We start from the raw sequence: 25,281 nt of genomic DNA on the forward strand, positions 1-25,281 counted from the left end.
TCGTTGTATAGCTAATGTATTCATCTTAATTCGAATATTGTACATAAGTAAGGAAATTTGGGTATCGAAATGTAAAAATATATGCAAATTTGCAAAAAATAATTTGAATCGAAAATAATTAAGATTCAATTAAGTAATGAAATTCATGCTCTGATCGTTTAGTCAATTGGCAAGTTATCTTATTGATCTCGCAATAACGAGTAATGTCAATTTCGCTGTGCGGATCAGAGGACATTAAGAGAAATATTTGATTAGGCAATGCTCTTTTTAATTCACGTTTTAACATTAATAGAGGCATTGGGCAGGGTTTGCCCATACAATTTATTTCAATAGTTGTCTGACCTAAAGTTTCATTCATTTTTTGGCAAGGTAACAATAGGGTGATGGAACGCATATTTTACCAAGTTTATTGAAACACCCCAACAAAAATTGGAAAATTCTTCAACAAATAAAAAATAATCGTGAAGCTGTTTAAAAAACACGCTTGATATCGAAAATAATTATCAAAAAAAATTCTATTAATTGTCATAAACCCATGTTAAGCTCGTTGCGTATTTAGGATTTATCAGAAACAATTCTTGTTTTGAAACCCTATTACAAGATGGATGTAACCGGGATTTTGTTAATAGTTTTACAGAATGATTACAAGCTTTGAAATTAGAAAATATTTTAAAACTTTGTTTGCTCTGCTGTTTGCAACACCGGGTGGTCCCTTTTTCTTAATAACTGAGGATTAACTTATGACAGCTCGTGAACAAGGCGTAGTTAAATGGTTCAACGACACTAAAGGCTTCGGCTTTATCCAACGCGCAGGCGGTGATGACGTATTCGTTCATTTCCGTGCTATCCAAGGTGACGGTCATCGTTCACTTCGTGACGGTCAACGCGTTGAATTCAGTGTTGTGCAAGGTCAAAAAGGTTTTCAAGCTGAAGAAGTTCAGCCTTTAGACTAATCTTAAATTTTTAAAATTTAAGTGGCGCTCCAATTTCTTATAAATTGGGGCGTTTTTTGTTTATAATGGGCGCAATTAAAAGTGTCTACAGTTAGAGCTCGTATTTATGTCATCAGGTTTCGAAACCCTTAATTTACATCCGCAACTTAAACAAGCGATTGATGCTTTAGGGTTTAAAGAAATGACCCCAATTCAGCAAAAAGTATTGAAATATACTTTAGCAGGTCATGATGCGATTGGTCGTGCTCAAACCGGCACAGGTAAAACAGCAGCATTTTTAGTCAGTATTATTAATGATTTGCTCACAAACCCAATTCAAGAACAACGTTTCCGGGGCGAGCCACGTGCATTGATTCTTGCGCCAACACGTGAACTGGCAATTCAAATTGAAAATGATGCAAAGGATTTGGTCAAATATACCAATCTAAATGTCGTGACTTTGGTTGGTGGTGTAGATTTTGATAAACAAAGAAAGCAATTGGATCAAGGTTTTGTCGATATTTTAGTAGCAACCCCGGGTCGTTTAATCGATTTCACCGAACAAAAAGAAGTTTGGTTAGATCAAATTGAATTTTTAGTGATTGATGAAGCTGACCGTTTATTAGATATGGGCTTTATTCCATCAGTTAAACGGATTGTGCGTTTTTCTCCACGTAAAGAACAGCGTCAAACGTTAATGTTCTCGGCAACATTTAGCTATGATGTTCTCAATCTTGCACAACAATGGTTATGTGAGCCAGTTACAGTAGAAATTGAGCCTGAAAAGAAAACCAATGCTGATGTGGAACAACGTGTATATGTGGTCGAAAAGAAAGATAAATATCGATTATTACGTGAAATTTTGGCAGATGAACCCATTGAAAAAGTGATGATCTTTGCCAATCGGCGTGATCAAGTTCGTAAACTTTATGACCATTTAAAAGCTGATGGTTATAAGGTGGTGATGCTATCTGGTGAAATAGCGCAAGATAAACGTTTGAAAATGTTGGATCAATTTAAAAATGGTCAACATAATATTATGATCGCAACAGATGTTGCGGGTCGTGGTATCCATGTTGATGGCGTATCTCATGTGGTGAATTTCACTTTACCTGAACAGTCAGATGATTATGTACATCGTATTGGGCGTACAGGTCGTGCAGGTACGCAGGGTGTGAGTATTAGTTTCTTATCTGAAGATGATGCATTTAATTTACCGACTATTGAGAAAGCGATTGGACAAAAATTGCCTTTAACTCGACTAGAAGGTTATTGCTAGGTTTTTTGTTTCTTTATCGGATTGTGCGTAAAAAACCCACTTATTTAAAGTGGGTTTTTTAATGGCTATTTTTAATTTAGAAGACTAAACGGATTAACTTGCTTTACAGCTAAAGGTCAGAGTTGTTTGATAGTCAGTATCTTTTTCAATACCGTAATTTTTGCCCATCACTGAACCTAATACGCCTGCTGCTGCAGTGATCATTTTTCCAGTTTGTTCATCGACTACACCTTTTAAGCTGCCATGGTATTCAGTTTTTTCATCAACCAAGACGGGCGCACCTTTTTTACCGCAAGCCTTGTTTGCTGCAGTAATGGCATTGTTTTTTGCCGTAATTTGATCTTTACCTAAGCCAGTAACTTCATACTGGTTATCTGCTTTTTGAATCGCTAAAGTTTGTGTTGGATTTGATGCACATGCTGTGAAGAGTAATGCTGAACTAGCAAGTAAAGTGATCGTTGTTAATTTATTCATATTGATTCTCAAATTCCTGTACTAAAAATTAAAAAGATAGTGCTTTTAAATTAGTTATAATTTGAGCATAGAATGTGGGCTAAATATTGAGAAACATGTATAAATTTTGCAGTTTTTTTTGAGTTTATTGATGATTTGGCTTTATTTTTAAAGCCACAGGGTATTGAAGGCATTTTTTTTGTGAGCAATCATGATCATTGATAACCTAACAATAAGTTGTATGCATTATTGACAGATGCTAAGTAAATTTTGTTGGAGATAGCTTAATGATTTTAGATTATGCTAATCTTGAAACAAGTGAAATTAACTAGATAATAGATAGGTCAATGTCAGATTTAAATTTCAAAGCAGTACATGACAATATTCATCAACGTCAATCAGTCGGTCATTTGGTTGAACCAGCACCTTCACACGAACAACTGAATATTGCATTTAAAGCCGCTTTAACAGCACCCGATCATCATCGTTTAAAGCCAACACAATTTATTGTAGTGGATGTTGAACAACGTGAAGCATTTGGCGCATTACTGGCACAATCTATTGCTGACTTAGGTGAATTAGATCCAGCCCAAGTTGAACGAGTAAAACTTCATCCTTTTAGAGCACCTATTTTAGTACTTGCTGTGACTAAATTCCAAGACCACCCTAAAGTGCCTTTTTTTGAACAAACGCTGAGTTCAGGGGCAGCAATTGAAAACTTTTTATTGTCGATGCAGGCACAAGGTTTCGCAACAATGTGGCGGAGTGGGGCTGTTGTTGAATCTAAATTATTAAAATCAGCATTGGGTTTAGCTGAGCGAGATTTAATTTCAGGCATTATTTATGTTGGCACAGCGGCAAAAGCGATTGCCTCGCGTGCAGAGGTTGAAACAACACAATATGTTCATTTTTGGCAAGCTTGAGTCAAAAAAATATTGATATTTTCAGATTGAAAAAATCACTGGGTTATTAGGATAAGCATTTTAGGATAACAATAAATGTCGGATTTACAATTTAAAGATTTAGTTGAACCTATTGTTTTGGGTCAGAAAACAGCATTACGAGTGACTGTACTGGGTGGCGGTAGTTTTGGTACTGCAATGGCAAATACAGCAGTACGTAATGGTTGCGACACCATGATTTGGATTCGTGATGAAAGTATAGCTGCCGAAATTAATGCAACCCATGTAAATAAACGCTATTTACCTGATTTTCAATTGGAGACGGGCTTACGTGCTGAGTCAAATCTAGAAGATGCAGTGCGTGATCGCGATATTATTCTGGTCGCAATTCCAAGTCATTCTTTTCGTGATGTTTTACGTCAAATTAAACCTTTTATCAGTGCGCAAGCCGTTGTTTCATTAACCAAAGGGATTGAAGCAAAAACCTTTAGTTTTATGAGTGACATCATTCGTGAGGAGCTTCCTGAAGTTCCTTATGGTGTTCTTTCAGGGCCAAATTTAGCCAAAGAAATTGTTGCAGGACAACCTGCGGGTACAGTGATTGCCAGTGATAGTGAGTTAGTACGTTATGCCGTACAACAAGCACTGCATAGTGCCTTGTTTCGAGTATTTGGCAGTGACGATGTGCATGGTGTCGAATTGGGGGGGGCACTTAAAAATATTTATGCTGTTGCAATGGGAATGGCGGCAGCTTATAAAGTCGGTGAAAATACCAAGAGTATGATTTTAACCCGTGCCTTGGCTGAAATGAGCCGCTTTGCAGTTAAGTTGGGTGCAAATCCTTTAACCTTCTTAGGCTTGTCTGGTGTTGGTGATCTTTTTGCGACCTGTAATAGCCCGTTGAGCCGAAATTATCAAGTTGGTTTTGCCTTGGGTTCTGGAAAGACACTGGAACAAGCAACATCTGAACTGGGTCAAACCGCTGAAGGGATCAATACCATTGTACAAGTCAATGCACGTGCAAAGGAGTTGGATGTCTATATGCCAATTACAACTGCGTTGTATGAGGTTATTTTTGACGGTGCACCACCACTCAATATTGCTGTTTCTTTAATGAAGAATGGGCATCGTAGTGATGTAGAGTTTGTCCTTCCACATAACGAAGTTTAATGGCATGTTGTTAGGACAATATTTCAAGCTTTAGAGATGGATTTGTAACAAAGCCTCGTTATAATCAGTGCAATATTTAAAAGGAAATCTTATGCAACTGACTTTGGTGCGTCATGGTGAAGCAGCTCCACCCGTCAATGGGGTGGACAGTAAACGACCTTTAACACAACGCGGGCATTTACAAGCAGAACAAACGGCTAATTTTTTAAAACAAAACGTACAGCCTGATGTATTTGTTGTAAGTACTTTATTGAGAGCACAAGAAACATTGGCGCACATACAGACTTACTTCCCAGATGTATCAGTATTAGTCTGTGATAAAATAAAGCCAGATGATGATGCAAAATTAGCAATCGAGTGGTTGTCACAATTGCCATTTGAACGTATTGTTGTGGTATGTCATATGAATGTTGTTGCACATATTGCTGAACAGTTGACACATGAACATTTTAATCCTTTTGCCTTAGCAGAGGCTCGTATCTATGAGCAAACTGTGATTGCAAATGGTCTATCTACACAAGATAAAGCCTTTATTCCAACTGTATAAAAGCATTGTTAAAAGAACTTAACGGCAGAAAACGATAAATGTTGTACTTATGGATGCCTGAAGCCAATGGGGTTTGGCAGTGGTCTCGAGGAAGTGATTGGACTAAATCTTCGACCCTAGAACAATTAATACAAGATATTAAACTTTACCAAGGTGAAGAAGCTGTGGTTTTCTTCCCCAGTCGTGAAGTGCAAATTCTTCAACAGAAATTTAGTAAAACTCAATATAAACAATTGGGTGTAGATGGTGTCAAATATTTATTAGAAGAATATGTGATTTTGCCGATTGATCAGATGAAAGTGTTTTCATACTTTCAACAACCGGATCAGGTTTCAATATTGGGGATTCATCAATATGCTGTCACAACAATGCAGCATTCCTTGTCATTGATTCCGTTAAAAATCGTATCTTTATTACCTGACTTTTTGATGCTGCCCGCACCAGAAGCTGGACAGACGATTTTGGCCAATATCAATGGGCAATTATTGGTTCGAGAAGGTGAGTTTCTTGGTAATTCGATTGATGATATCAGTGTATATTTAGATTTTGCTGATCGAGAAAAAAATTATCTATATAGTGGATTGACAGATGAGCAAGCGGTCAGCTTATTTGCCATTGCTACAGCGGATCAACGTGAGCCTTTTGATTATCAATTTAGTGAAATCAAAAAAACTAAACAACATCCTTATAATGTATTGCCAAAAGCCAAGCAAGCCAATCAAGGTGTTTCTCGTTATTGGCAAGCCTGTGCAGTATTGGTGGTTGTGTTGATCATTGCGCAATTGAGTTATGATGCTTTGCGTTGGATTAAACTAAAGAAAGTTGCGGATCAAACTGCTTTAATTGCAGTGGATCAGTACAAAAAGTGGTTTCCAAATGAGCAACGGATTACAGAAGAGTCTGTAGAGCGTCAGTTTAAAAATAAATTAGCACTTAGTCAGAGTGCCAATACGCAAGCTTTACAATTACTCAGCCGTGTTGGGCCTATTCTGATGCAACATCAGATCATTGCCAGTCGTGTGAATTATGATACAGCTGTGTTAAACATGGATCTGGTGGCGAAAAATGCTGAAGGCTTACAGACCTTGGTAACGCAACTGAATCAACAGGGCTTTAAAGCGGAATTAGGTAATGTTCAGACGCAAGGTGCATCTGTCGTTGGTTTGGTGAAGATACAATAATGAAAACAATGGAAAATGTGCAAAATCGACTGGATATATGGTCTGAGAAAATCGCAGATAATTTAGAAAAAATATCACCACGTGAACGTGTCATGGTTATTTTCACTACGATTTTTGTCATTGTGGCAATTGTGGGTGCGGCATTGTGGTACACCCATAAAGCTGCCGAAAAACAGCAAGCACGTTTAAATCAGATGAAAGATCTTGTGGTTTGGATGCAAAGTAATGTGGTGACTATGAAGCCTGCAGATGACTTGGCTTTAACCACCGCAGATAAAATTCAACGTGTAGCACAACAACAAGGGCTTTCGGTTGCCTCGCAGCAAGTGGGTGAGCAATTTCAGATTATTGCACAACATCAAAACTATGCCGTTTTAGCAAACTTTTTAACCCAAATTGCCCAAATGGGTGTAAGTTTGGAAAAGATGGAGTTAGCCAAAGAAGGTGGGCAGATTAAATTAACAGCGACGGTACAGTAGTAGCGAAAATAAACACAGTTCAAGCATAGCCTTTTCAACATACTGTGCCTATAATATGGCAACTTAAAAAGCAGTAGACTTTTGTAGCTATGATGTATTCACTTGCTCGCCCTTTGTTGTTTTCTTTAGCACCAGAGCGTGCACATGAACTCACATTATCCATGCTTAAATCTGCCCATAGAATGGGGGCGATTCGTCAAACTGTTGCTGCCAAACCAGTCACTTGCATGGGAATTGAGTTTCCAAATCCAGTTGGCCTAGCAGCAGGACTAGATAAAAATGGCGCTTATATCGATGCCTTAGCGGGTTTAGGATTTGGTTTTATTGAAATTGGAACCATTACGCCTAAACCACAAGAGGGCAATCCCAAGCCACGCCTTTTCCGTATTCCCCAAGCCAAAGCAATTATTAACCGTATGGGGTTTAATAATGATGGTGTGGATCAATTGGTTGAGAATGTTAAAGCCGCAAAATTTAAAGGCATTCTTGGTATCAATATTGGTAAAAATGCCACAACACCAGTTGAAGATGCAGTTTCTGATTATTTAGTTTGTCTTGAAAAAGTTTATAACTACGCATCTTATATTACTGTTAATATCTCATCTCCAAACACCAAGAATTTACGTTCTTTACAAAGTGGCCATGCCCTCACTGAACTTTTGGAAACACTGAAAAAACGTCAGTTAGAGTTGGCAGAAGAATTGCAACACTATGTTCCTTTAGTGTTGAAAGTTGCACCAGATCTAGAAGCTTCAGATATTGAATTTATTGCATCACAATTGTTGCAGTTTAAAATTGATGGATTGATTGTGACCAATACAACATTATCCCGTGAGGGGGTTGAAGGTTTACCATTTGGTGATGAAGCGGGTGGTTTATCCGGTGCGCCAGTATTTGAAAAGAGCACGGCATGTTTGGCGGCTTTTTCAAAAATTTTGCAGGGGAAAATTCCTTTAATCGGTGTTGGTGGAATTTTATCTGGTGAACAAGCTGTTGCAAAACAACAAGCCGGCGCAAGCTTAGTCCAAATTTATAGTGGTATGATCTATACAGGTCCTATACTCATTAAAGACTGTGTTGACGCTATGATTTAAAATATGAATACCTTAGACATTATTATTCTGATTCTATTGCTCATTGGAGGGCTAAACGGTTTGCGACAAGGATTCGTGAAAGCCTTTGCGAACTTGATAGGATGGATATTTGCACTGATTGTCGGTGCCAAATATGCCAATATCATCGCACCTTCAATGTCTGCACTCAGTCAGGATCCTGTGGTGCAGAAAATTGCTGCATTTGCTTTTATTGTCTTGGTCATTATTGTTTTAACATGGATTGTCACTGCTTTACTTAATCAGATTTTAAAAACTTTAAAACTCGGTCCATTAAATCGTTTAGCTGGAAGTGCTTTGGGTGCCTTGAAAGGTTTGTTCATCGTCCTCATTACTATGCAAGGTTTAGGGCCGTGGGTTGAAAGTTCTCCAACTTGGAAACAATCCAAATTCATTCAGACGCTTTTACCATTTGCACCTTTGGCATCTGAAATCTCTAAAGATGCTGCAAATGAAGCATTACATCATATACATTCAGAAGATCGTTCCGATGATGCTTCTGTAACGAAGACTGATCGATCATCGGATATTCAAAACGATGAAAAATCAGCACATTCGACAAAGAATCCGTTTTATTAGTCCTAGCTGGTCTGCGAGGTAGTTATGTGTGGAGTCGTTGGTATAGCAGGTAAAGCACCTGTAAACCAAATGTTATTTGATGCGTTGACGATGTTACAACATCGTGGGCAAGATGCGGCTGGGATTGTGACTTGTCATAATGGACGTCTTTTTCTAAGAAAAGATAATGGTATGGTACGTGATGTATTTCATACTCGCCACATGCGTGCGTTACTCGGTAACTATGGTATTGGTCACGTGCGTTATCCAACTGCTGGTTCTTCAAGTAGTGCAGAAGCGCAGCCTTTCTATGTAAACTCACCGTATGGGATTACTTTGGCTCATAATGGTAACTTAACCAATGCAGCTGATATTCACGATGACTTATTCAAAACTGACTTACGTCATATGAATACGGACTCAGACTCAGAAGTATTGTTAAACGTTTTTGCTCATGAATTGCAAAAATGTGCATCATTAACGCCAATGCCTGATGATATTTTTCATACGGTTAAACGTGTGCATGAGCGTTGTAAAGGTGCTTATGGCGTCGTTGCAATGATCACAGGGCATGGCATTGTTGGTTTTCGTGATCCGAATGGTATTCGTCCACTTATTTATGGTTCACGTTTAACTGAAAATGGTGAAACAGAATATATCATCGCATCGGAATCTGTTGCAATAACAGCATTAGGATTTAAGGTAGAGCGTGATATTGAGCCTGGTGAAGCGATCTTTATCAATTCAAAAGGTGAATTCTTTTCACAACAGTGTGCTGCAAATTCGCGCTACCGCCCATGTATTTTTGAATACGTTTATTTTGCGCGTCCAGACGCAATAATTGATGGTATTTCGGTATATAAAGCACGTTTGAAAATGGGTGAAACCCTTGCGAAGAAAATTCTTCATGAATGGGGTGATATGCATGACATCGACGTGGTGATTCCAATTCCAGATACAAGTCGTACTTCTGCTTTAGAGTTGGCGAATATGCTGGGTGTGAAATTCCGTGAAGGTTTCATGAAAAACCGTTATATTGGCCGTACCTTTATTATGCCGGGCCAACAACAACGTACCAAATCCGTACGTCAAAAACTCAACCCTGTAGAGCTTGAGTTTAAAGGTAAGAACGTTTTGTTAGTTGATGATTCGATTGTACGTGGTACGACTTGTAATGAAATCATTCAAATGGCACGTGATGCTGGTGCAAAAAAAGTCTATTTTGCCTCTGCTGCACCTATGGTGAAATATCCAAATGTGTATGGTATTGATATGCCAGCAAAAGCAGAATTGATTGCTTCACATCGTAGTGTCGAAGAAATACAGGGAATCATTGGCGCCGATCGTTTAATCTTTCAAGACTTGGATGATCTAAAAGCTGCAGTAAGAACCAGTAAGGTTCCTGTAGTGCAAGAGTTTGATTGTTCAGTGTTTGATGGTGTTTATGTGACAGGTGATATTGATGAACAATATTTAACTGATCTGGAGCAAAGTCGTAGTGATACTGCTAAAAAAGAGAAAGATGGTTATATTGATGTCAATATCGATGCTGCATCTGTTGATTTGAGTGGTATCAAAGAAGAAATGTAATCAACTTTGATTTACATTGAGAAAAAGCGGGAAGTTCCCGCTTTTTTCATTTATAGTATTTTGCAATGTAATGAGGAATTTTACATTGAAAGATGTCAGTCATTATTTGATAAAAAACAAAAATATGTTGTGGTCTGCAAGTATTTGTTTACTTGCGGTCATTTTGACGATTTTTATTCTAAATACTGTTTTAGGGTTGCTGGTTCACTATGCAGACCCAGATCAAGAGATTTGGTGGAATATTCTCAGCCCATACTGTGTAGGCTTGATCATTGTCATTATTGGATGGTCAATCGCATATGAATTTTATGTCTTCCGTACAGGTGGTCATTCACTTGCAAAGCAATTAAAAGCCCGTCGTTTAAGTCAAATTGAAAGCACACCTGAAGAAAGTGTAGCATTAAAACTAGCAGATAAATTTGCGGAGACTTTTGAAATTGATGCACCTACATTATATGTTTTGCCAGATGAAGTTGGGGTTAATGCATTAACTGCTGGATTCCATCCAAGAGATACAGTGATTATCCTGACTTGGGGTGCATTACAGAACTTGGATGAATTAGAACTTTATGGTTTGCTCGGTCATGAGTTTAATCAAATTTTGTCAGGTGAAGCACGTGAAAATACCCGACTTAAAATTTTATATAGTGGTTTAATTACCTTTAGCCAGTTGGGAAGTAAAATCGCAAAACAGGGTTTTAATCGTTATAACGCCAAGGGAAATCAGCATAAATTTGAAACCAGTTTTGTTGCTGTTGGTGGCGTGATTTGGCTGTTAGGTAGTATGGGGATTTTAATTAATCGTTTGATTAAATATTTCACTTTAGGGGGGCGTACTTTTTATAACGATTATAAAACTAAAAAGTTATTGTTAAATAATGCCAATGTACAAACGTTATTACGGATCTATGTGCATCACGCAGGTTCTCAAATTCATAGTGAGTTTTCAGAAGCCATTGCGCATATGTGTTTTGCTAATTCATTAAGTCCGCAAAGTTGGTTAAATATCCATCCAAGTATTGAAGACCGTATTTATGAGTTAAATCCAACACTATTACAGGATTTACAGCTCGAAAATTTAAAAAAATTACGCAGTCAGCCTTTATTTAGTTTGTTGCGACCTTTGGAAGAATCAACAGGGGATGTTTATAACCCGTGGGTATCTCCACAGCCGCTACCTCTGTTACGATTATCGCCGATTAGTTTTGCTTTAAACGATGCAATTAAGCCTTTAAATCCAGAAGTACGCCGTCAAATTGAGCGTTCTGACTTGATTCAGCGCGCTATGCAAACAGCAACGGGTTCTCGTGAGGTGATGGTCGCCATCTTAATGATTCGACAGTATCGCGAATTTATTCCATCTGATGCAGAGGTGAGTCGTGCAATTATTGACTCACTTTTGAATTTAGATGGTCGGGTGCATATTCAAATTTTCCATGATGCCTGTGAAAATCTTGGTAATATGCCTGCGACCAGTGCACGTCAATTTGTGACCAAGCTAGCGAAAATTATTCAAGAAGATGGCGAGATTGGTTTGTTAGATGCATTGCTGATTGAACGTGTAAAGGCTGAATTGCATTTGCTGCCGATGCATACACCCTCATCATTGGAAACGGTGAAGCCGCAAATTGTGCGCTTGATTGATGCATTACTGCACGTACAGCAAATTAACAGTGCCAATCAGCTTGATGTACGTTATGAGATTTTAGAACGGGTTTTGTCTAAGGATGAGTTAGAACTGTTTGAGGAAATCTCAGATGAACCTATTGATTTGGGAGAAATCTTAAATGATATTGCAGGGTTATTATTACGTGATCGCCTAAGTATTTTGGGCGTGGCTGAAATTTGTTTGTGGAATGATCGAATTATTACGCAAGATGAACTAGATGTACTGCAATTGCTGTATTGGCGACTTGGCTTTGCCACAGATGATATCGTAGATCAAATGCAAAAAAAGAATAGTGTGATGATTATTTAACAAATGTAAAGTAAGTTGTAGTGACGTAATCATAGAAAGTATAATAAAAAGAATCAAATGGGAAACGCGAACACCCCTTTTTTTTGAAGTGGTGTTCACGAAACTTTGAATTAACTCGCCATAGCATCGACAGAAAGCTCAGCCACTGTTGGTTTGGCTTTTTCTGCTTTTAAACCTAACTTATTAAACAGTTGTTTGTCTTTACCTTCGCCTGCATTCGGTGTGGTTAATAATTTTTCACCACTAAATAGCGAGTTTGCACCTGCCATAAAGGCTAAAGCTTGATCTGAGTCAGTGAGAGATTCACGGCCAGCAGAAAGACGGATATAGCTGTGTGGCATGATAATACGCGCAACCGCAATAGTACGAATCCATTCTGTGACATCAAGTTTTTCAACATCTGCAAGTGGTGTACCTTCAATTGGGACAAGCATGTTGATCGGTACAGATTCAGGATGAACAGGCAAGGTTGCTAATTCATGTAATAATCCAATACGATCATTACGATTTTCACCCAGTCCAACAATACCGCCACTACAGACTTTCATACCTGCATTACGAACATGATCCAAGGTGTCTAAGCGATCATCAAAAGTACGGGTGCTGATAATATGTGAATAGTATTCACGAGACGTATCTAAGTTATGGTTGTAATAATCTAAGCCTGCTGCATGTAAACGTTCAGCTTGTGATTGGTTAAGCATACCCAGTGTCATGCAGGTTTCTAAACCTAAGGCTTTAACTTCACGCACCATTTCGAGGACATAAGGCATATCACGCTCATGTGGGTTTCGCCATGCTGCACCCATACAAAAACGCGAAGAACCTGATTCAATGGCTTCTTTTGCTTCACTGATTACTTTATCAACCGCAATACGTTTTTCAGCTTCTAATTTTGAATCATAGCGTGCAGATTGCGAACAATATTTGCAATCTTCAGGGCACTTACCAGTTTTAATTGAAAGTAAAGTACTGACTTGGATGGTATTGGCATCAAAGTGTTCACGATGAATTTGCTGTGCTTTGAAAACTAAGTCTAAAAAAGGCTGTTCATATAAAGCTTGAATTTCTTCACGAGCCCAGTCATTACGTACTGTCATTAATTAAATCCATGATAATCATTATCTATCCCTGTATATAATACATAATTCATGCCAATTCTATAGGGCAAAAAAGTACAAATATGATGGTATCTTACGATTAAAATGATCAAGAGTATAGAGAACTAAAATTATAAATATAGTTGCAAAGTTAATCACATTTCTTGTGATTTACTCACAAAATTTTAACTTTAATTTTTGTTAACTTCAGTGTATTGGTTATTAAAATATTCAAAAATTACGAACTTTGTAACGATCTGAAAATTATAATTTGGCACAATTTAAGGGCATAAATGAGCTTGAATTTAGCCTTGTTTAGAGCTTTGCTCTTTAATAGCCCAATCAATATGGACTTGCACAACTTCATCATGTAGGGCTCTATTTTGGGTCAAAGCTGTAATAATTTGGGCTGAATACGGTGCATTACCTAAGCCGATTGCAATATTGCGCATAAAGCTTTGAAAGCCTGTACGTCGGATGGGACTTCCTTCAGTACAGTTGAGGAAGGTTTGCTCATCCCATTGCCATAAATCTAATAAATTAATATTGTCTAAGCCATGACGTGGATTAAAGTCTTCAATTGAGGCTTTTTTGGCAAAACTGTTCCAAGGACAAATCAGTTGACAATCGTCACAGCCAAAAACACGGTTACCAATACCACGTCTTAACTCTTCAGGAATAATTCCCTTATATTCGATGGTTAAATAGGCGATACATCTGCGCGCATCCAGCATATACGGCTCAACGATCGCTTGTGTTGGGCAAATATCGATACAGGCTGAACATGAACCACAATGAGGCGTTGACGGTTCATCAAAGGGTAAATCAAGTGAAGTAAATAATTCACCTAAAACAAAAAAGGAACCCGATTTTTTATGAATCAATAAAGTATGTTTACCCGTCCATCCCATTCCTGCACTTTCTGCCAGTGATTTTTCAAATACTGGTGCCGAGTCCGCAAAGGGGCGAGATTCAAACGGACCAACTTTTTCTTTAATGAGGGTTGCCAAGGTTTTTAACCGACCACGCATGATTTTATGATAGTCACGTCCACGTGCATAACGGGCAATAATGGCTGAATTGGGTTCATCTGGGACATAACGTGGTTTTGGTGTTTCAACCAAATAGTTCATTCGTACACAGATGATACTTTTCGTGCCTGGAACCAATAGTGTGGGATCCGCTCTTTTTTCTAAATTTTCTTCTAAAAACTTCATATCGCCATGGTATCCGCGTTTTAAATATTCTTTAAATCGTGGTAATTCAGCTTGAGCATCAGGACAAGCAATGACACAATCAGCAAAGCCCAGTTGCAAAGCCTGTTGTTTGATCCAAGACTTTAGTTCTTGAAGATCAAGCTGTTGCAAGGGAATGGATTGCAAAGTTAAAGTTGCCGACATAATGAATCAATGCGCTATAAAATAGTGAGAAGAAAAGGACAGAATGATGCATCAGCAAGTTTATCACAGCCGTGAAATACAAGCATGGGAAGCGCGTTGGTTTGCTCAGCAAAATAGCACTTTTGGTTTAATGCAACAGGTGGCTTGGTCGATTGCGCAACACTTAAATATTTTGTTTCAACAAGCTTCTCCCTCAATTACTACTGTTGCGCTGTGGTGCGGTGCGGGAAATAATGCTGGTGATGGCTATTGTGTTGCTCATTATTTGCATCAATACGGTTATCAAGTCGAAATATTTGCAACTGAAGCAGGGCATTCTCAGCAGTTGAAGGCGGCAATTGAATTAGCACAGGCAGATCAACTCAAAATCCATCCACATTTTAATATCCAAAAGCGGTTTGATTGTCATATTGATGCATTGTTTGGTATTGGTTTAAATCGTGATTTGGATGATGCATTGCAAGCGATTATTCAACACTATAATACCCAATCAGGTTTAAAAGTAGCCATTGATATTCCGAGCGGTTTAAGTGCCAATACAGGACAACCTTTACCTGTGGCGGTAAAAGCAGATCAAACATTGACTGTTTTAGGCCTTAAAGCGGGTTTGTTTACAGGACAAGGTCGAGAATATACGGGGCAAATTGAGCTCATTTCAGTCGTCCCAGTAGACTCGCAATTAAAAGCAGTCGCACAGTTGTCACCCAAACAGATCCAATTGCCACAACGCCAAGCGTTTGGTCATAAAGGCAGCTATGGGCATGTTTTGGTAGTTGGTGGGCATGCAGAGATGGGGGGAGCAGTCATGTTAGCTGCTGAATCTGCATTTAGTGCGGGTGCAGGAAAGGTCACGATTGTATGCCATGCCAAACATCACACTGCAATTCTGGCACGCTCTCCTAATATCATGCTGAGAGATATCAATGCTTTAAATGATTTAGATATTCAAGATTTATTAAGCCATGTGGATGCTGTTAGTTTTGGCATGGGTTTAGGACGTGATGCTTGGGCAAAACAACAATTTTCAAAATGGTTTTCACCTATCCACTTAAACCCACAGCTACAAGTGGTTTTAGATGCTGATGCTTTATGGTTTTTAGCTGAACAAGCTGTTCAACTCAATCAACGAACTTACCTGACCCCTCATCCTGGTGAGGCTGCTAAATTATTAAATTGCTCAGTGGCAGAAATTGAACATGATCGTATTGCTGCGATTCAAAAACTTCAGCAAAAATATTCAGGCCAGTGGGTACTTAAAGGTTCTGGAAGTTTGATTTTAGAAAAACATCTATGGATCTGTACTGCGGGGAATGCAGGCATGGGCACTGGTGGAATGGGAGATGTTCTTGCAGGAATGATTGCTAGTTTAAAAGCACAGTTTGATGAAAATATTCATTTACATGAAATTGTCACCTTGCATGCTTTGGCAGGTGATAGGCTCGCAAAAAACGGTATGCGCGGTTTACAGGCACAGCAAATGCGTGATGCTGTCTACTATGTGGTCAATCATTGTGAGGAGTGAGTTTGCGATGAAAGCGGTTAAATTGTTAATTCGTGGTAAAGTTCAAGCTGTAGGTTACCGTCGGTGGTTTGAAAAAGAAGCTTTACAATTGGATTTAAAAGGTTATGTGAAAAACCTAACTACAGGAGAGGTTGAAGCTGTTGTGATCGGAGATGAACAAGCGATTTTAAGTTTGATTCGTCATTGCTATGTTGGTCCGTTACGTGCTGATGTGAGCAGTATTGAACAACAAAACCTTAATCATGGTTTAGACTATACTGATTTTAAGATGATTCGTTAAAGAGATTATTTAGAATAGCAACCACATACTGATATCAATCAATATTACATATGATGATCAACAAAATTTTATTAAGCTGTATTTTGATTTGCGGTATTCATACTGAGCTTGTCGCACAACCAGTAGATGCTGTGACGAATAAGAATAAGATTGCTTTAAAAAATTTGGACTTTAAAACTGTGATGAAGTCTTTTTATCAAAAACAGATCCAATATGTCAAAATCCCTCAATTAGATCAGAGTAACATACAGTATGTCGGGATTAAAAATCCCGAATATACCCATGTCTTTGATCGTGATGATGCTGTAATTGTATTTAGCCCTGCGAGTGCTTATCAAAATGCTCAAAATGAGTTGCGCTATCTTATAAGTACGACAGAAGTTTCGATAGATAAAAATAATGAACTACTAAACTTTTGTGGTGTATGCGCAACATTTACTAAAATCTACCTATTTAAGAAAAATGCTTTAGGTCAATTTGAGTTAGTGAGCCAGAGTCAGGATGAAAATAGTTGGATGAATGCAGATTTTAATTATTTGCCTTATCCGACTGAAAATATAGTTAAAAATATTCGAAAAATTGGTCCGAGAATAAAAGGCTATGTTGAAGAACAAGCCTATAGTCGACAAGGCTATTCAACGAGCACGCTCTATATCATCCCATTTGATGAAAACCCTGCAATGGTCAAATTGGAAGTTGCAGAAATTGGGAATGACAATGAAGTGACAGGAAGTGATAAAATCTACAATACACAAGCTGATTATCGTTTTTTAAGCACTGAGCATGAGGGTTTGTACGATATTGAAATTCACTATTCTGGTACGCAACAAATCTATGTTGGTGATATCGCTAAAATTGTGCCTATAAATGAAACCCATGTTTATCAGTATAATGAAAAACAGCAGAAGTATATTCGAGTGAAATTACATGATTGATAAATATTTAGTTGTTGGAATTGTATTTGCTGCGTGTTTGGTATTGATTATTTATACCCAACTCGATAGTGGAAAAAAAGAAGATAAGTCTTTGTCATTTAAAGCAAAGTTGCAAAAAGAATTTCCAAGTTATACCATTCTTGAACGGAATCAAAATTTCATAATATGTCGAGAAGGGAGTAATCCACGTATCCCTGAAGAGTTGGTGTTGATTCGTGTTGATTCTGAACAGAAGAAAAATTTAAGAACTTCTGGAAAAATGTTAATTGCAACCTATACGAAGCAGCCCAGTATTCGTGAGATTCGAAAAGATACTTTGCCTTATTTAACTTGAGATGGGCTGTACCATCTCAATAAATAAAAACGCTTTGAATTCACCTTTATGACTGATATAGCTTGGGCTTAGACATGGGTAGAGCGAGGCGTTTTGGTGGAGTATATAAATTAACGTCGACGACTACTATTGCGACTCCGCCCACGAGCCATACCGCCTAAAGCATTCAGTACAGCTAGTTTGCTCATACTGCCAGAAGCATGGGCATGGCAAATTGCTGCAGCGAGTGCATCGGCAGCATCTTGTTGGGGTTGGATTGATAAGTTGAGTAACTTCATCACCATCAACTGAACTTGTTCTTTGTCTGCAGCACCATAGCCCACAACAGATTGTTTAATTTGACGAGCTGTATATTCTGCAACTTGTAAGTCTAAATTGACCAATGCGGCAATTGCAGCACCACGCGCTTGCCCAAGTTTTAAAGCAGAATCAGGGTTTTGTGCCATAAATACTTGCTCTACAGCAGCTTCTGTAGGGCCATGAAACTGAACAATGCGTTCAACTCCAGCAAAAATTCGTTTGAGTCGCTCAGGCATTTCAGTTGTTTCAGTGCGAATTGTACCAGCATCAACAAAAGTAAGTTTTTGACCATCTTTTTCAATGATGCCATAACCTGTTAAGCGTGAACCGGGGTCAATTCCAATAATTAAAGGCATAATACTGCTTATAGTAAGTCTTGCTTCAATTATATGATTCTAAAAATGAATTGTAAGTAAAATTTTCACTTAGTTGTATAATCAAAGTACACATCAGTATTATTTCCTATAAGCACAGTGCGAGGGTGCTCATTATTTGTAAAACCTTAGTCAATAAATTGCACAAATATACAAAATCGCTGTTAGAACACAAAATTACCCTTTAAAATTTTTTAACTGCCCATATAAATGATAGAAGCAACGAAATTCATTGTTTTTATATGTGAATTTTCAAGCTCACTTTTAATTTATCTTTGAGATGCCTTGTTTCGATGAAACTTTTTCCTATTATTTTAATTGGTACGATTCTTGAAATTGCTGTATGGATTGGTGTAGCCCAGTTCATTAGCGGTTGGTACGTATTTTTCTGGTTTATCATTGCTTTTGTAATTGGTTTAAACTTGTTGCGCTCAAGTACCGCAACAATTATGCCGCAATTACAACAAATGCAAATGACAGGAATGATGGGGAATGATCCTGCAATTGCCAAAAAAATGGCGACAGCATTTGCGGGTATTTTGTTGATGATTCCAGGTTTAATCACCGATGTCTTGGCGCTACTGGTTATTCTTCCACCTGTACAGAATGCAATTAAAAATGCTGGTATGAAATATATGGCGAAAAAGCAACAAGCCATGATGAACAATATGATGGGTGGAATGGGGGACATGGGTGGTGCTCAAGGTCAAAACCCATTTGCAGATTTGATGCGTCAAATGCAGGATATGCAAAACCAGCAATCTGGGCAACATCGTGATTCAACCATTATTGATGGTGAAGCGCATGAAGTTGAACCGCAGCATAAACAAATTGAATTGAAAGATATAAATAAAAAGTAAAATACAGTCTACGATGTTGAATAGAACGCCGAATCAATGATTCGGCTTTTTTATGCCTGAAATCATAGGGTCTGTGGACAATTCGTCTACGTTTGCGACTATGAGTGTTTTTTAGGCGATACTAGGCACGAAATACGAAATACGAAATACGAAATACGAAATACGAAATACGAAATACGAAATACGAAATACGAAATACGAAATACGAAATTTAGTCATTCTAAATGATAAGAAACATCGTTTCGCAAGGTAACGACGTAGCGTCAAAAAACACGCTAGTCCCCGCTGCGCCTTGCGCTGCAAACAAAGCAATGCTTTGTTCTTGCTCAGGGTTGTGGCTAAAATTATCTCAGCCTTCGTTATGAAACTCGAAAATAGTCTCGCTATTCTCTTCATGCTTTACGACGTATACGTCTCATGCTCAATTTTAACCTACAACGCAAGCCATTTATGAAATGTCAACAAACCCTAAAGCAAGCATAATTTCTTAAACATATTTTTGATCAAACGATATAATCACTGAGTCACAATTTCTAAGATTTTATTATGTCGATGTTATTGACTATTTGTGCACTACACTTTGTTGCACAGTTGAGTCCTGGTCCAGATGTATTACTTGTCGCTAAAAGCTCAGCATCGACAACACGTGCCAATACTTTAAAAATCATTCTAGGCATCTCTGCCGGTGTGGTGGTATGGGTTGCTTTAACTTTGCTTGGTTTTACGGTTTTATTGGAACAATGGCCGTGGATTCAACAGGTCTTGATGCTGATCGGAGGCCTGTTCCTTGCCAAAATGGGCTATGCAATGTTGAGAGGCGGCATTGCAACACTTAAACAAAATACCAATTTAGATGGCGTGATCGAGCAGCCCCCTAAAAACTATTTTCTATTAGGGCTTTATACCAATTTAGCTAATCCTAAGATTGTGATTTATTTCAGTAGTGTTTTTTCATTGGCATTGAGTTCAACAGCAGGTGCAGATTTAAAACCGCAATTGGCAGTGATTATTCCCATTCAAACATTTTTAGTTTTCAGCCTATTGATGATGATCATGTCAATTCCTAAAATTAAGCGCATTTATCAAAAATCTGGAAGTTATATCGATATTGTTTCAGGAAGCTTTTTCTTATTATTTGCTATTTTCCTGTGGGTCGATGTTTTGAAAATGTTTTAATGGTCAGGATGTGGTTGAGATTTTAAAAGCTGTTCTTGTGACGGTTGATCATTGCGACTGTGGTTCGGATCTTGAGTGGTATACCGATGCGGATCTAAGGTTTTCATATTATTCTCAGATTGCGTGTATTTACGACTGCGATTTGCACGTTCTCTTAATCCGCCTTTTTTAATCAGCTGTACCAAAATAATCTCCAAAACAATTTCTTTCACTTCGTAGATTATAGCCTGAATCAGTGTGATACAGAATATTGAATGAATGATCCACAATTAGATGGTATTGATTTATAATCATTTATTTTTATTATATAAATTTAAGTTGTTGAATTTATATAAGAATATATTGAAACAAATTTGTCTTGTCAAAAGATGCGAATCATGTACACTAAAAAAAGAAACAGATTTTTTGCATTACATATATGGATATAATTGTAGTGTAATAATTAAAAACAATAATAGTGCCTAAAAGGAGATCTGAATATGATTCTACAATATCATTGTGCTTGTTGTGATGAAGCGGTCAGTTCAACACAAAAAGTTTGTCCAAAATGTGGCTCTCAACATATTAAAAGCCCATATGGATTATGGACGTTTTGTCTGGTTGCTTGTTTGATTGCAGCAGTAACGTTTAAAGTGGGACATATTTATTTGCAAAATCACAATACAGAAACCCCAGCACAAGTTTCTTTATTGAGTGTATTACAGCCAGATTCTAAATCAGATGGTCAATAATTCATGTAAGTGTAGATGGTAGGTTTAATTGTATAAAGGTTTGATTTTTTAAAAAACAATAAAATTAGATCATGCTAATGATTAAAATAAACAAACCATTAGAGCTGTTTTAAGTTATAAATATCGATAGGATATTTAACATATAGAAATTCAGTGGTGTAGAGGAGGAAAAATTTTGAGGTATTCATCCCGATAACATTAATTCAATAAAAAAGCTCGCATTTGCGAGCTTTTTTAGATTTAGATCTTAGGCTAGAATTACAAATTTGCAGAAGCTTTAAGCGCTTCAACTTTATCTGTCTTTTCCCAAGTAAATGCAGTATCTGAACCTTCTCGACCAAAATGGCCATAAGCAGCGGTTTGCTTATACATTGGTTGAATCAAGTCAAGCATACGGGTGATACCGTATGGACGTAAGTCAAAATGCTCACGAACCAATTGGATAATCAATTCATCAGATACTTTACCGGTATTAAATGTGTTGATCGAAATGGAAGTCGGCTCAGCAACACCAATTGCATAAGACACTTGAATTTCACATTTATCCGCCAAACCTGCTGCAACAATATTTTTTGCAACATAACGGCCTGCATACGCTGCAGAACGGTCAACTTTTGATGGGTCTTTACCCGAGAAAGCACCGCCACCATGACGCGCCATACCACCGTAAGTATCTACAATGATTTTACGACCGGTTAAACCACAGTCTCCCACTGGACCACCAATCACAAATAACCCTGTTGGGTTGATGTGAAATTTAGTACCTGCATGGAACATTTCAGCAGGGATAATTTTTTTCACGATTTCTTCAATCACAGCTTCTTTAAGATTGGCTTGCGAAATTTCAGGATCGTGCTGAGTTGAAAGAACAACTGCATCTAAGCGAACAGGTTTGCCATTTTCGTAGGCAAATGTTACTTGGCTCTTTGCATCTGGGCGTAACCACGGTAGTGCGCCGTTACGACGTAATTCAGCTTGTTTTTCCATTAAGCGATGTGCATATGAAATCGGTGCTGGCATTAACACATCAGTTTCACGGCTTGCATAACCAAACATTAAACCTTGGTCACCTGCACCTTGGTCTTCTGGTTTCTGACGGTCTACACCTTGTGCAATTTCAGGTGATTGTTTACCCACCATGTTAATCACAGCACAAGTTGAACCATCAAAACCTAAATCGGTATGGTGATAGCCAATTCCATTTACGGTATTGCGGACAATAGTTTCAAAATCGACATTTGCAGTCGTTGTAATTTCACCTGCAAGAACGACTGCACCAGTTTTTACTAATGTTTCGCATGCAACCCTAGCGTATGGGTCTTCTTTTAAGATTGCATCCAAGATAGCGTCACTGATTTGGTCAGCCATTTTATCTGGATGGCCTTCGCTCACAGATTCCGAAGTAAAAACAGCATACTCGCGCATGAAAGTCCTATCACAGTAATTTATAAAGACGCAATATGTTACATCGACTTCAGCCTGAGGACTAGCATTACCTGACTAAAATGCATGAATTAAATTCATTTTCATGTGTTTTTAATTGATATGCTCATGAGTAAAATTGATAAAAGATTGCGATTGGGTATTGTTTCTGGGCAAATCACCAAAAGTGTGGCAGTTTGAATTCAAGTTATCATGATTTTTTATCGCGTGAAACGCTTTAGCGAGATCTTGTTCTATTGAATAATGATCAGCATGAAATTTTCAAAATTTAGACTGAATTGGATGGTGAAAGAATGTCCGAATGTAACTGCATCGCTTAAACATAATCAAATTTGTTTTGCTGATGTTGAGATGTTCGATGTGAATAAGAAAAAAGACCGTTTTTAACGTTGATTTAAGACTATTCAGTATATTTTTTAATTAATTTGCAACCTAAGCGGATAAATATAGACTTAAGTCTTTACCCTGATCGCTTTTTTTAAGACAATACATCCCAGTTTTTGAATTTTCTATTCATCTTCCTATATTTTAATTTATTGGACTCTGATTTATGACAACCCCGCTGAATGAACGTCGTATAGCTAACGCAATTCGTGTATTGGCTATGGATGCTGTGCAAAAAGCTAATTCTGGACATCCAGGTGCTCCAATGGGGATGGCAGATATCGCTGATGTCGTATGGCGTGAATTTTTAAACCATAATCCAAGCAACCCACAATGGGCAAACCGCGACCGTTTTGTATTGTCAAATGGTCATGGTTCAATGTTGCAATATGCTTTGCTTCATTTAACGGGTTATGATCTTTCTATTGAAGATATTAAACAATTCCGCCAGTTACATTCTAAAACTCCTGGTCACCCAGAATTAGGTTATGCACCAGGGATTGAAACGACAACAGGTCCACTTGGTCAAGGTGTTGCCAATGCTGTAGGTTTTGCACTTGCTGAGAAAACTTTAGCAGCACAATTTAATAAAGAAGATATTCAAGTTGTAGATCACTTCACTTACTGTTTCTTGGGTGATGGTTGCTTAATGGAAGGTATTTCCCATGAAGCATGTTCACTTGCTGGAACATTAGGTCTTGGAAAACTCGTTGTTTATTATGATGACAACGGTATTTCTATTGATGGTGAAGTAGAAGGCTGGTTCTCTGATGATACAGAAGAACGCTTTAAAGCTTATGGTTGGCAAGTACTTCGTGCAGACGGTCATGATGCAGATGCAATTCGAGCTGCAACAGTTGCTGCGCGTGCAGAAAGCTCGAAACCAACGTTGATTATCTGCAAAACGATTATTGGTTTAGGTTCGCCAAACAAACAAGGTAAAGAAGATTGCCACGGTGCGCCACTAGGTAATGATGAAATTACATTAACTCGTGAAGCATTGGGCTGGAAAGAAGAGCCGTTTGTTATTCCTGCCGATGTTTATACAGCTTGGGATGCAAAAGCAAAGGGTTCAGCCTCAGAAGCTGCTTGGAATGACGTTTTTGCAACCTATGCTGCAAAATACCCAACAGAAGCGGCTGAGTTAAAACGCCGTGTCAATGGTGACTTGCCAGCAGAATTTTTGGCACAAGCGGATGCTTATATTGCTGAAGTGAATGCAAAAGGTGAAACCATTGCAACACGTAAAGCAAGCCAAAATGCGATTCAAGCATTTGCCCCTTTACTACCTGAAATCTTAGGTGGTTCTGCTGACTTGGCTGGTTCAAACCTTACACTTTGGAAAGGCGCGAAAGGGGTTGAGTCTGATCCTGCGGGTAACTATGTACATTATGGTGTGCGTGAGTTTGGTATGACTGCAATTGCCAATGGTGTAGCATTGCATGGTGGTTTCATTCCTTATGTAGCTACATTCCTTATGTTTATGGAATATGCTCGTAATGCAGTTCGTATGTCTGCATTGATGAAACAACGTGTGATCCATGTTTATACCCATGATTCGATTGGTCTAGGTGAAGACGGTCCAACACATCAACCTGTTGAGCAAATTGCATCTTTACGTGGTACACCAAATTTAAATACGTGGCGTCCATGCGACACAGTTGAAGCGTCTATTTCTTGGAAATCTGCTTTAACACGTAACGAAGGCCCTACAGCGTTAATTTTCTCTCGTCAAAACTTACCATTCCAAACACGTACTCAAGCTCAGATTGAGAATGTTGTGAAAGGTGGTTATGTATTGGCTGAAGAAAAAGGTGAATTAAAAGCGATCATCATTGCGACCGGTTCAGAAGTTTCATTGGCGATGGAAGCATATGCACAACTTGAGGGTGTGCGTGTGGTGTCTATGCCATGTGCGGAAGAATTTGTTAAGCAAGATGTTGCATATCGTGAAGCGGTATTACCATCAAATATCCGTGCACGTGTTGCAGTTGAAGCTGGACATGTAGATTACTGGTGGAAATTTGTAGGTTTAGACGGCAAAGTCATTGGTATGTCAACTTACGGTGAGTCTGCACCAGCCAAAGATTTGTTCCAATTCTTTGGTATTACCACAGAAGCAGTTGTTGGCGCTGTAAAAGAATTGACAGCTTAATTCTTACATTGTTTAAATATAAAACGCCCCAACAGGGGCGTTTTTTTACCTTTGTTAAATCTTTTAAAATAACAGACAATGGCTTTTTTTCCTTAAAACTGAATTA

26 protein-coding genes are annotated in these 25,281 nt (G+C 38.2%); 19 read left to right on the top strand and 7 right to left on the bottom strand.

The features are described 5' to 3' along the window. Positions 1-118: 118 nt before the first annotated feature. A complete protein-coding gene (locus tag AC4CVF_RS05535; protein WP_336954291.1) occupies positions 119-358 on the bottom strand; it encodes a sulfurtransferase TusA family protein in 240 nt (79 codons plus the stop codon). 382 nt (positions 359-740) lie between these two features. Here AC4CVF_RS05535 and AC4CVF_RS05540 point away from each other — a divergent pair, with 382 nt between their 5' ends. Beyond that, entirely contained in the window at positions 741-953 is a 213-nt protein-coding gene (locus tag AC4CVF_RS05540) for a cold-shock protein (RefSeq protein ID WP_004822370.1), read from the top strand. 106 nt (positions 954-1,059) lie between these two features. After that, positions 1,060-2,211: an ATP-dependent RNA helicase RhlB gene (rhlB, locus tag AC4CVF_RS05545; protein WP_336954259.1), complete on the top strand. Its 1,152-nt coding sequence runs from the start codon at positions 1,060-1,062 to the stop codon at positions 2,209-2,211. 93 nt (positions 2,212-2,304) lie between these two features. Here rhlB and AC4CVF_RS05550 read toward each other — a convergent pair whose 3' ends face one another. After that, entirely contained in the window at positions 2,305-2,685 is a 381-nt protein-coding gene (locus tag AC4CVF_RS05550) for a hypothetical protein (RefSeq protein ID WP_004719430.1), read from the bottom strand. Between the two features lie 326 nt (positions 2,686-3,011). Between AC4CVF_RS05550 and AC4CVF_RS05555 the strand changes: the two genes are divergently transcribed. From AC4CVF_RS05555 to AC4CVF_RS05595, 9 genes are all read left to right on the top strand, one after another. After that, complete coding sequence (locus AC4CVF_RS05555; RefSeq protein WP_336954258.1) at positions 3,012-3,587, top strand: nitroreductase family protein; 576 nt, start codon at positions 3,012-3,014, stop codon at positions 3,585-3,587. Positions 3,588-3,662: 75 nt separating this feature from the next. After that, positions 3,663-4,736: an NAD(P)H-dependent glycerol-3-phosphate dehydrogenase gene (locus AC4CVF_RS05560; RefSeq protein WP_336954256.1), complete on the top strand. Its 1,074-nt coding sequence runs from the start codon at positions 3,663-3,665 to the stop codon at positions 4,734-4,736. Positions 4,737-4,827: 91 nt separating this feature from the next. Then, positions 4,828-5,283 (top strand): SixA phosphatase family protein, encoded by a 456-nt coding sequence (locus tag AC4CVF_RS05565; RefSeq protein ID WP_336954255.1) that lies wholly within the window; start codon positions 4,828-4,830, stop codon positions 5,281-5,283. Positions 5,284-5,321: 38 nt separating this feature from the next. Next, positions 5,322-6,464, top strand: a complete 1,143-nt coding sequence (gspL, locus tag AC4CVF_RS05570) for a type II secretion system protein GspL (RefSeq protein WP_336954254.1) — start codon at positions 5,322-5,324, stop codon at positions 6,462-6,464. After that, on the top strand, positions 6,464-6,943 hold the full coding sequence (locus AC4CVF_RS05575; RefSeq protein WP_419820286.1) for a type II secretion system protein M: 480 nt from the start codon (positions 6,464-6,466) through the stop codon (positions 6,941-6,943). The genes gspL and AC4CVF_RS05575 overlap by 1 nt, the downstream gene beginning before the upstream one ends. Before the next feature lie 89 nt (positions 6,944-7,032). Beyond that, positions 7,033-8,037 (top strand): quinone-dependent dihydroorotate dehydrogenase, encoded by a 1,005-nt coding sequence (locus AC4CVF_RS05580; protein WP_336954251.1) that lies wholly within the window; start codon positions 7,033-7,035, stop codon positions 8,035-8,037. Between the two features lie 3 nt (positions 8,038-8,040). After that, positions 8,041-8,634, top strand: a complete 594-nt coding sequence (locus tag AC4CVF_RS05585; protein ID WP_336954249.1) for a CvpA family protein — start codon at positions 8,041-8,043, stop codon at positions 8,632-8,634. Positions 8,635-8,658: 24 nt separating this feature from the next. Continuing rightward, positions 8,659-10,203 (top strand): amidophosphoribosyltransferase, encoded by a 1,545-nt coding sequence (gene purF, locus AC4CVF_RS05590; protein ID WP_336954248.1) that lies wholly within the window; start codon positions 8,659-8,661, stop codon positions 10,201-10,203. 85 nt (positions 10,204-10,288) lie between these two features. Beyond that, entirely contained in the window at positions 10,289-12,181 is a 1,893-nt protein-coding gene (locus tag AC4CVF_RS05595; protein ID WP_419359585.1) for a M48 family metalloprotease, read from the top strand. Positions 12,182-12,291: 110 nt separating this feature from the next. Here AC4CVF_RS05595 and bioB read toward each other — a convergent pair whose 3' ends face one another. Together bioB and queG are read right to left on the bottom strand one after the other, a co-directional pair. After that, entirely contained in the window at positions 12,292-13,281 is a 990-nt protein-coding gene (bioB, locus tag AC4CVF_RS05600) for a biotin synthase BioB (RefSeq protein ID WP_336954246.1), read from the bottom strand. 305 nt (positions 13,282-13,586) lie between these two features. Next, complete coding sequence (gene queG / locus AC4CVF_RS05605; protein WP_490789066.1) at positions 13,587-14,681, bottom strand: tRNA epoxyqueuosine(34) reductase QueG; 1,095 nt, start codon at positions 14,679-14,681, stop codon at positions 13,587-13,589. A gap of 46 nt (positions 14,682-14,727) precedes the next feature. On the opposite strand from queG, the gene AC4CVF_RS05610 reads away from it, so the two are divergent. From AC4CVF_RS05610 to AC4CVF_RS05625, 4 genes are read left to right on the top strand one after another with little or no spacing between them, the layout of a single operon-like run. Next, on the top strand, positions 14,728-16,203 hold the full coding sequence (locus tag AC4CVF_RS05610; protein ID WP_490789912.1) for an NAD(P)H-hydrate dehydratase: 1,476 nt from the start codon (positions 14,728-14,730) through the stop codon (positions 16,201-16,203). Between the two features lie 7 nt (positions 16,204-16,210). After that, entirely contained in the window at positions 16,211-16,483 is a 273-nt protein-coding gene (locus AC4CVF_RS05615; RefSeq protein ID WP_419359589.1) for an acylphosphatase, read from the top strand. A 50-nt stretch (positions 16,484-16,533) separates the two neighbouring features. Continuing rightward, entirely contained in the window at positions 16,534-17,418 is an 885-nt protein-coding gene (locus AC4CVF_RS05620; protein WP_336954239.1) for a hypothetical protein, read from the top strand. After that, complete coding sequence (locus tag AC4CVF_RS05625) at positions 17,411-17,752, top strand: hypothetical protein (protein WP_336954238.1); 342 nt, start codon at positions 17,411-17,413, stop codon at positions 17,750-17,752. Before AC4CVF_RS05620 ends, AC4CVF_RS05625 begins: the two co-directional genes overlap by 8 nt. Positions 17,753-17,862: 110 nt before the next feature. Here the strand turns inward: AC4CVF_RS05625 and ruvC are convergent, their stop codons facing one another. Next, positions 17,863-18,408 (bottom strand): crossover junction endodeoxyribonuclease RuvC, encoded by a 546-nt coding sequence (gene ruvC / locus AC4CVF_RS05630; RefSeq protein ID WP_336954237.1) that lies wholly within the window; start codon positions 18,406-18,408, stop codon positions 17,863-17,865. A gap of 311 nt (positions 18,409-18,719) precedes the next feature. Between ruvC and AC4CVF_RS05635 the strand changes: the two genes are divergently transcribed. After that, on the top strand, positions 18,720-19,286 hold the full coding sequence (locus AC4CVF_RS05635; RefSeq protein WP_336954236.1) for an FxsA family protein: 567 nt from the start codon (positions 18,720-18,722) through the stop codon (positions 19,284-19,286). A 546-nt stretch (positions 19,287-19,832) separates the two neighbouring features. Beyond that, positions 19,833-20,462: a LysE family transporter gene (locus tag AC4CVF_RS05640; protein ID WP_166782296.1), complete on the top strand. Its 630-nt coding sequence runs from the start codon at positions 19,833-19,835 to the stop codon at positions 20,460-20,462. On the opposite strand, the gene AC4CVF_RS05645 is transcribed toward AC4CVF_RS05640, so the two are convergent. Then, complete coding sequence (locus tag AC4CVF_RS05645) at positions 20,459-20,647, bottom strand: hypothetical protein (RefSeq protein WP_336954290.1); 189 nt, start codon at positions 20,645-20,647, stop codon at positions 20,459-20,461. The genes AC4CVF_RS05640 and AC4CVF_RS05645 overlap by 4 nt on opposite strands. A gap of 294 nt (positions 20,648-20,941) precedes the next feature. Between AC4CVF_RS05645 and AC4CVF_RS05650 the strand changes: the two genes are divergently transcribed. Further along, positions 20,942-21,193 carry a hypothetical protein gene (locus AC4CVF_RS05650; RefSeq protein ID WP_336954235.1) on the top strand — a complete coding sequence of 84 codons (252 nt, stop codon included), beginning with the start codon at positions 20,942-20,944 and terminating at the stop codon, positions 21,191-21,193. Between the two features lie 258 nt (positions 21,194-21,451). On the opposite strand, the gene metK is transcribed toward AC4CVF_RS05650, so the two are convergent. Beyond that, complete coding sequence (gene metK / locus AC4CVF_RS05655) at positions 21,452-22,618, bottom strand: methionine adenosyltransferase (protein WP_004719464.1); 1,167 nt, start codon at positions 22,616-22,618, stop codon at positions 21,452-21,454. A 568-nt stretch (positions 22,619-23,186) separates the two neighbouring features. Between metK and tkt the strand changes: the two genes are divergently transcribed. After that, positions 23,187-25,175 carry a transketolase gene (gene tkt, locus AC4CVF_RS05660; protein WP_419327790.1) on the top strand — a complete coding sequence of 663 codons (1,989 nt, stop codon included), beginning with the start codon at positions 23,187-23,189 and terminating at the stop codon, positions 25,173-25,175. Positions 25,176-25,281: the final 106 nt, after the last annotated feature.

It is taken from the genome of Acinetobacter sp. LipI_19, assembly GCF_058242925.1.

Bases quoted from the DNA above. Each gene is read 5' to 3' on its own strand.
- AC4CVF_RS05535 (WP_336954291.1), bottom strand. From the start codon at position 358: ATGAATGAAACTTTAGGTCAGACAACTATTGAAATAAATTGTATGGGC.
- AC4CVF_RS05540 (WP_004822370.1), top strand. From the start codon at position 741: ATGACAGCTCGTGAACAAGGCGTAGTTAAATGGTTCAACGACACTAAA.
- rhlB (WP_336954259.1), top strand. From the start codon at position 1,060: ATGTCATCAGGTTTCGAAACCCTTAATTTACATCCGCAACTTAAACAA.
- AC4CVF_RS05550 (WP_004719430.1), bottom strand. From the start codon at position 2,685: ATGAATAAATTAACAACGATCACTTTACTTGCTAGTTCAGCATTACTC.
- AC4CVF_RS05555 (WP_336954258.1), top strand. From the start codon at position 3,012: ATGTCAGATTTAAATTTCAAAGCAGTACATGACAATATTCATCAACGT.
- AC4CVF_RS05560 (WP_336954256.1), top strand. From the start codon at position 3,663: ATGTCGGATTTACAATTTAAAGATTTAGTTGAACCTATTGTTTTGGGT.
- AC4CVF_RS05565 (WP_336954255.1), top strand. From the start codon at position 4,828: ATGCAACTGACTTTGGTGCGTCATGGTGAAGCAGCTCCACCCGTCAAT.
- gspL (WP_336954254.1), top strand. From the start codon at position 5,322: ATGTTGTACTTATGGATGCCTGAAGCCAATGGGGTTTGGCAGTGGTCT.
- AC4CVF_RS05575 (WP_419820286.1), top strand. From the start codon at position 6,464: ATGAAAACAATGGAAAATGTGCAAAATCGACTGGATATATGGTCTGAG.
- AC4CVF_RS05580 (WP_336954251.1), top strand. From the start codon at position 7,033: ATGATGTATTCACTTGCTCGCCCTTTGTTGTTTTCTTTAGCACCAGAG.
- AC4CVF_RS05585 (WP_336954249.1), top strand. From the start codon at position 8,041: ATGAATACCTTAGACATTATTATTCTGATTCTATTGCTCATTGGAGGG.
- purF (WP_336954248.1), top strand. From the start codon at position 8,659: ATGTGTGGAGTCGTTGGTATAGCAGGTAAAGCACCTGTAAACCAAATG.
- bioB (WP_336954246.1), bottom strand. From the start codon at position 13,281: ATGACAGTACGTAATGACTGGGCTCGTGAAGAAATTCAAGCTTTATAT.
- queG (WP_490789066.1), bottom strand. From the start codon at position 14,681: ATGTCGGCAACTTTAACTTTGCAATCCATTCCCTTGCAACAGCTTGAT.
- AC4CVF_RS05610 (WP_490789912.1), top strand. From the start codon at position 14,728: ATGCATCAGCAAGTTTATCACAGCCGTGAAATACAAGCATGGGAAGCG.
- AC4CVF_RS05615 (WP_419359589.1), top strand. From the start codon at position 16,211: ATGAAAGCGGTTAAATTGTTAATTCGTGGTAAAGTTCAAGCTGTAGGT.
- AC4CVF_RS05620 (WP_336954239.1), top strand. From the start codon at position 16,534: ATGATGATCAACAAAATTTTATTAAGCTGTATTTTGATTTGCGGTATT.
- AC4CVF_RS05625 (WP_336954238.1), top strand. From the start codon at position 17,411: ATGATTGATAAATATTTAGTTGTTGGAATTGTATTTGCTGCGTGTTTG.
- ruvC (WP_336954237.1), bottom strand. From the start codon at position 18,408: ATGCCTTTAATTATTGGAATTGACCCCGGTTCACGCTTAACAGGTTAT.
- AC4CVF_RS05635 (WP_336954236.1), top strand. From the start codon at position 18,720: ATGAAACTTTTTCCTATTATTTTAATTGGTACGATTCTTGAAATTGCT.
- AC4CVF_RS05640 (WP_166782296.1), top strand. From the start codon at position 19,833: ATGTCGATGTTATTGACTATTTGTGCACTACACTTTGTTGCACAGTTG.
- AC4CVF_RS05650 (WP_336954235.1), top strand. From the start codon at position 20,942: ATGATTCTACAATATCATTGTGCTTGTTGTGATGAAGCGGTCAGTTCA.
- metK (WP_004719464.1), bottom strand. From the start codon at position 22,618: ATGCGCGAGTATGCTGTTTTTACTTCGGAATCTGTGAGCGAAGGCCAT.
- tkt (WP_419327790.1), top strand. From the start codon at position 23,187: ATGACAACCCCGCTGAATGAACGTCGTATAGCTAACGCAATTCGTGTA.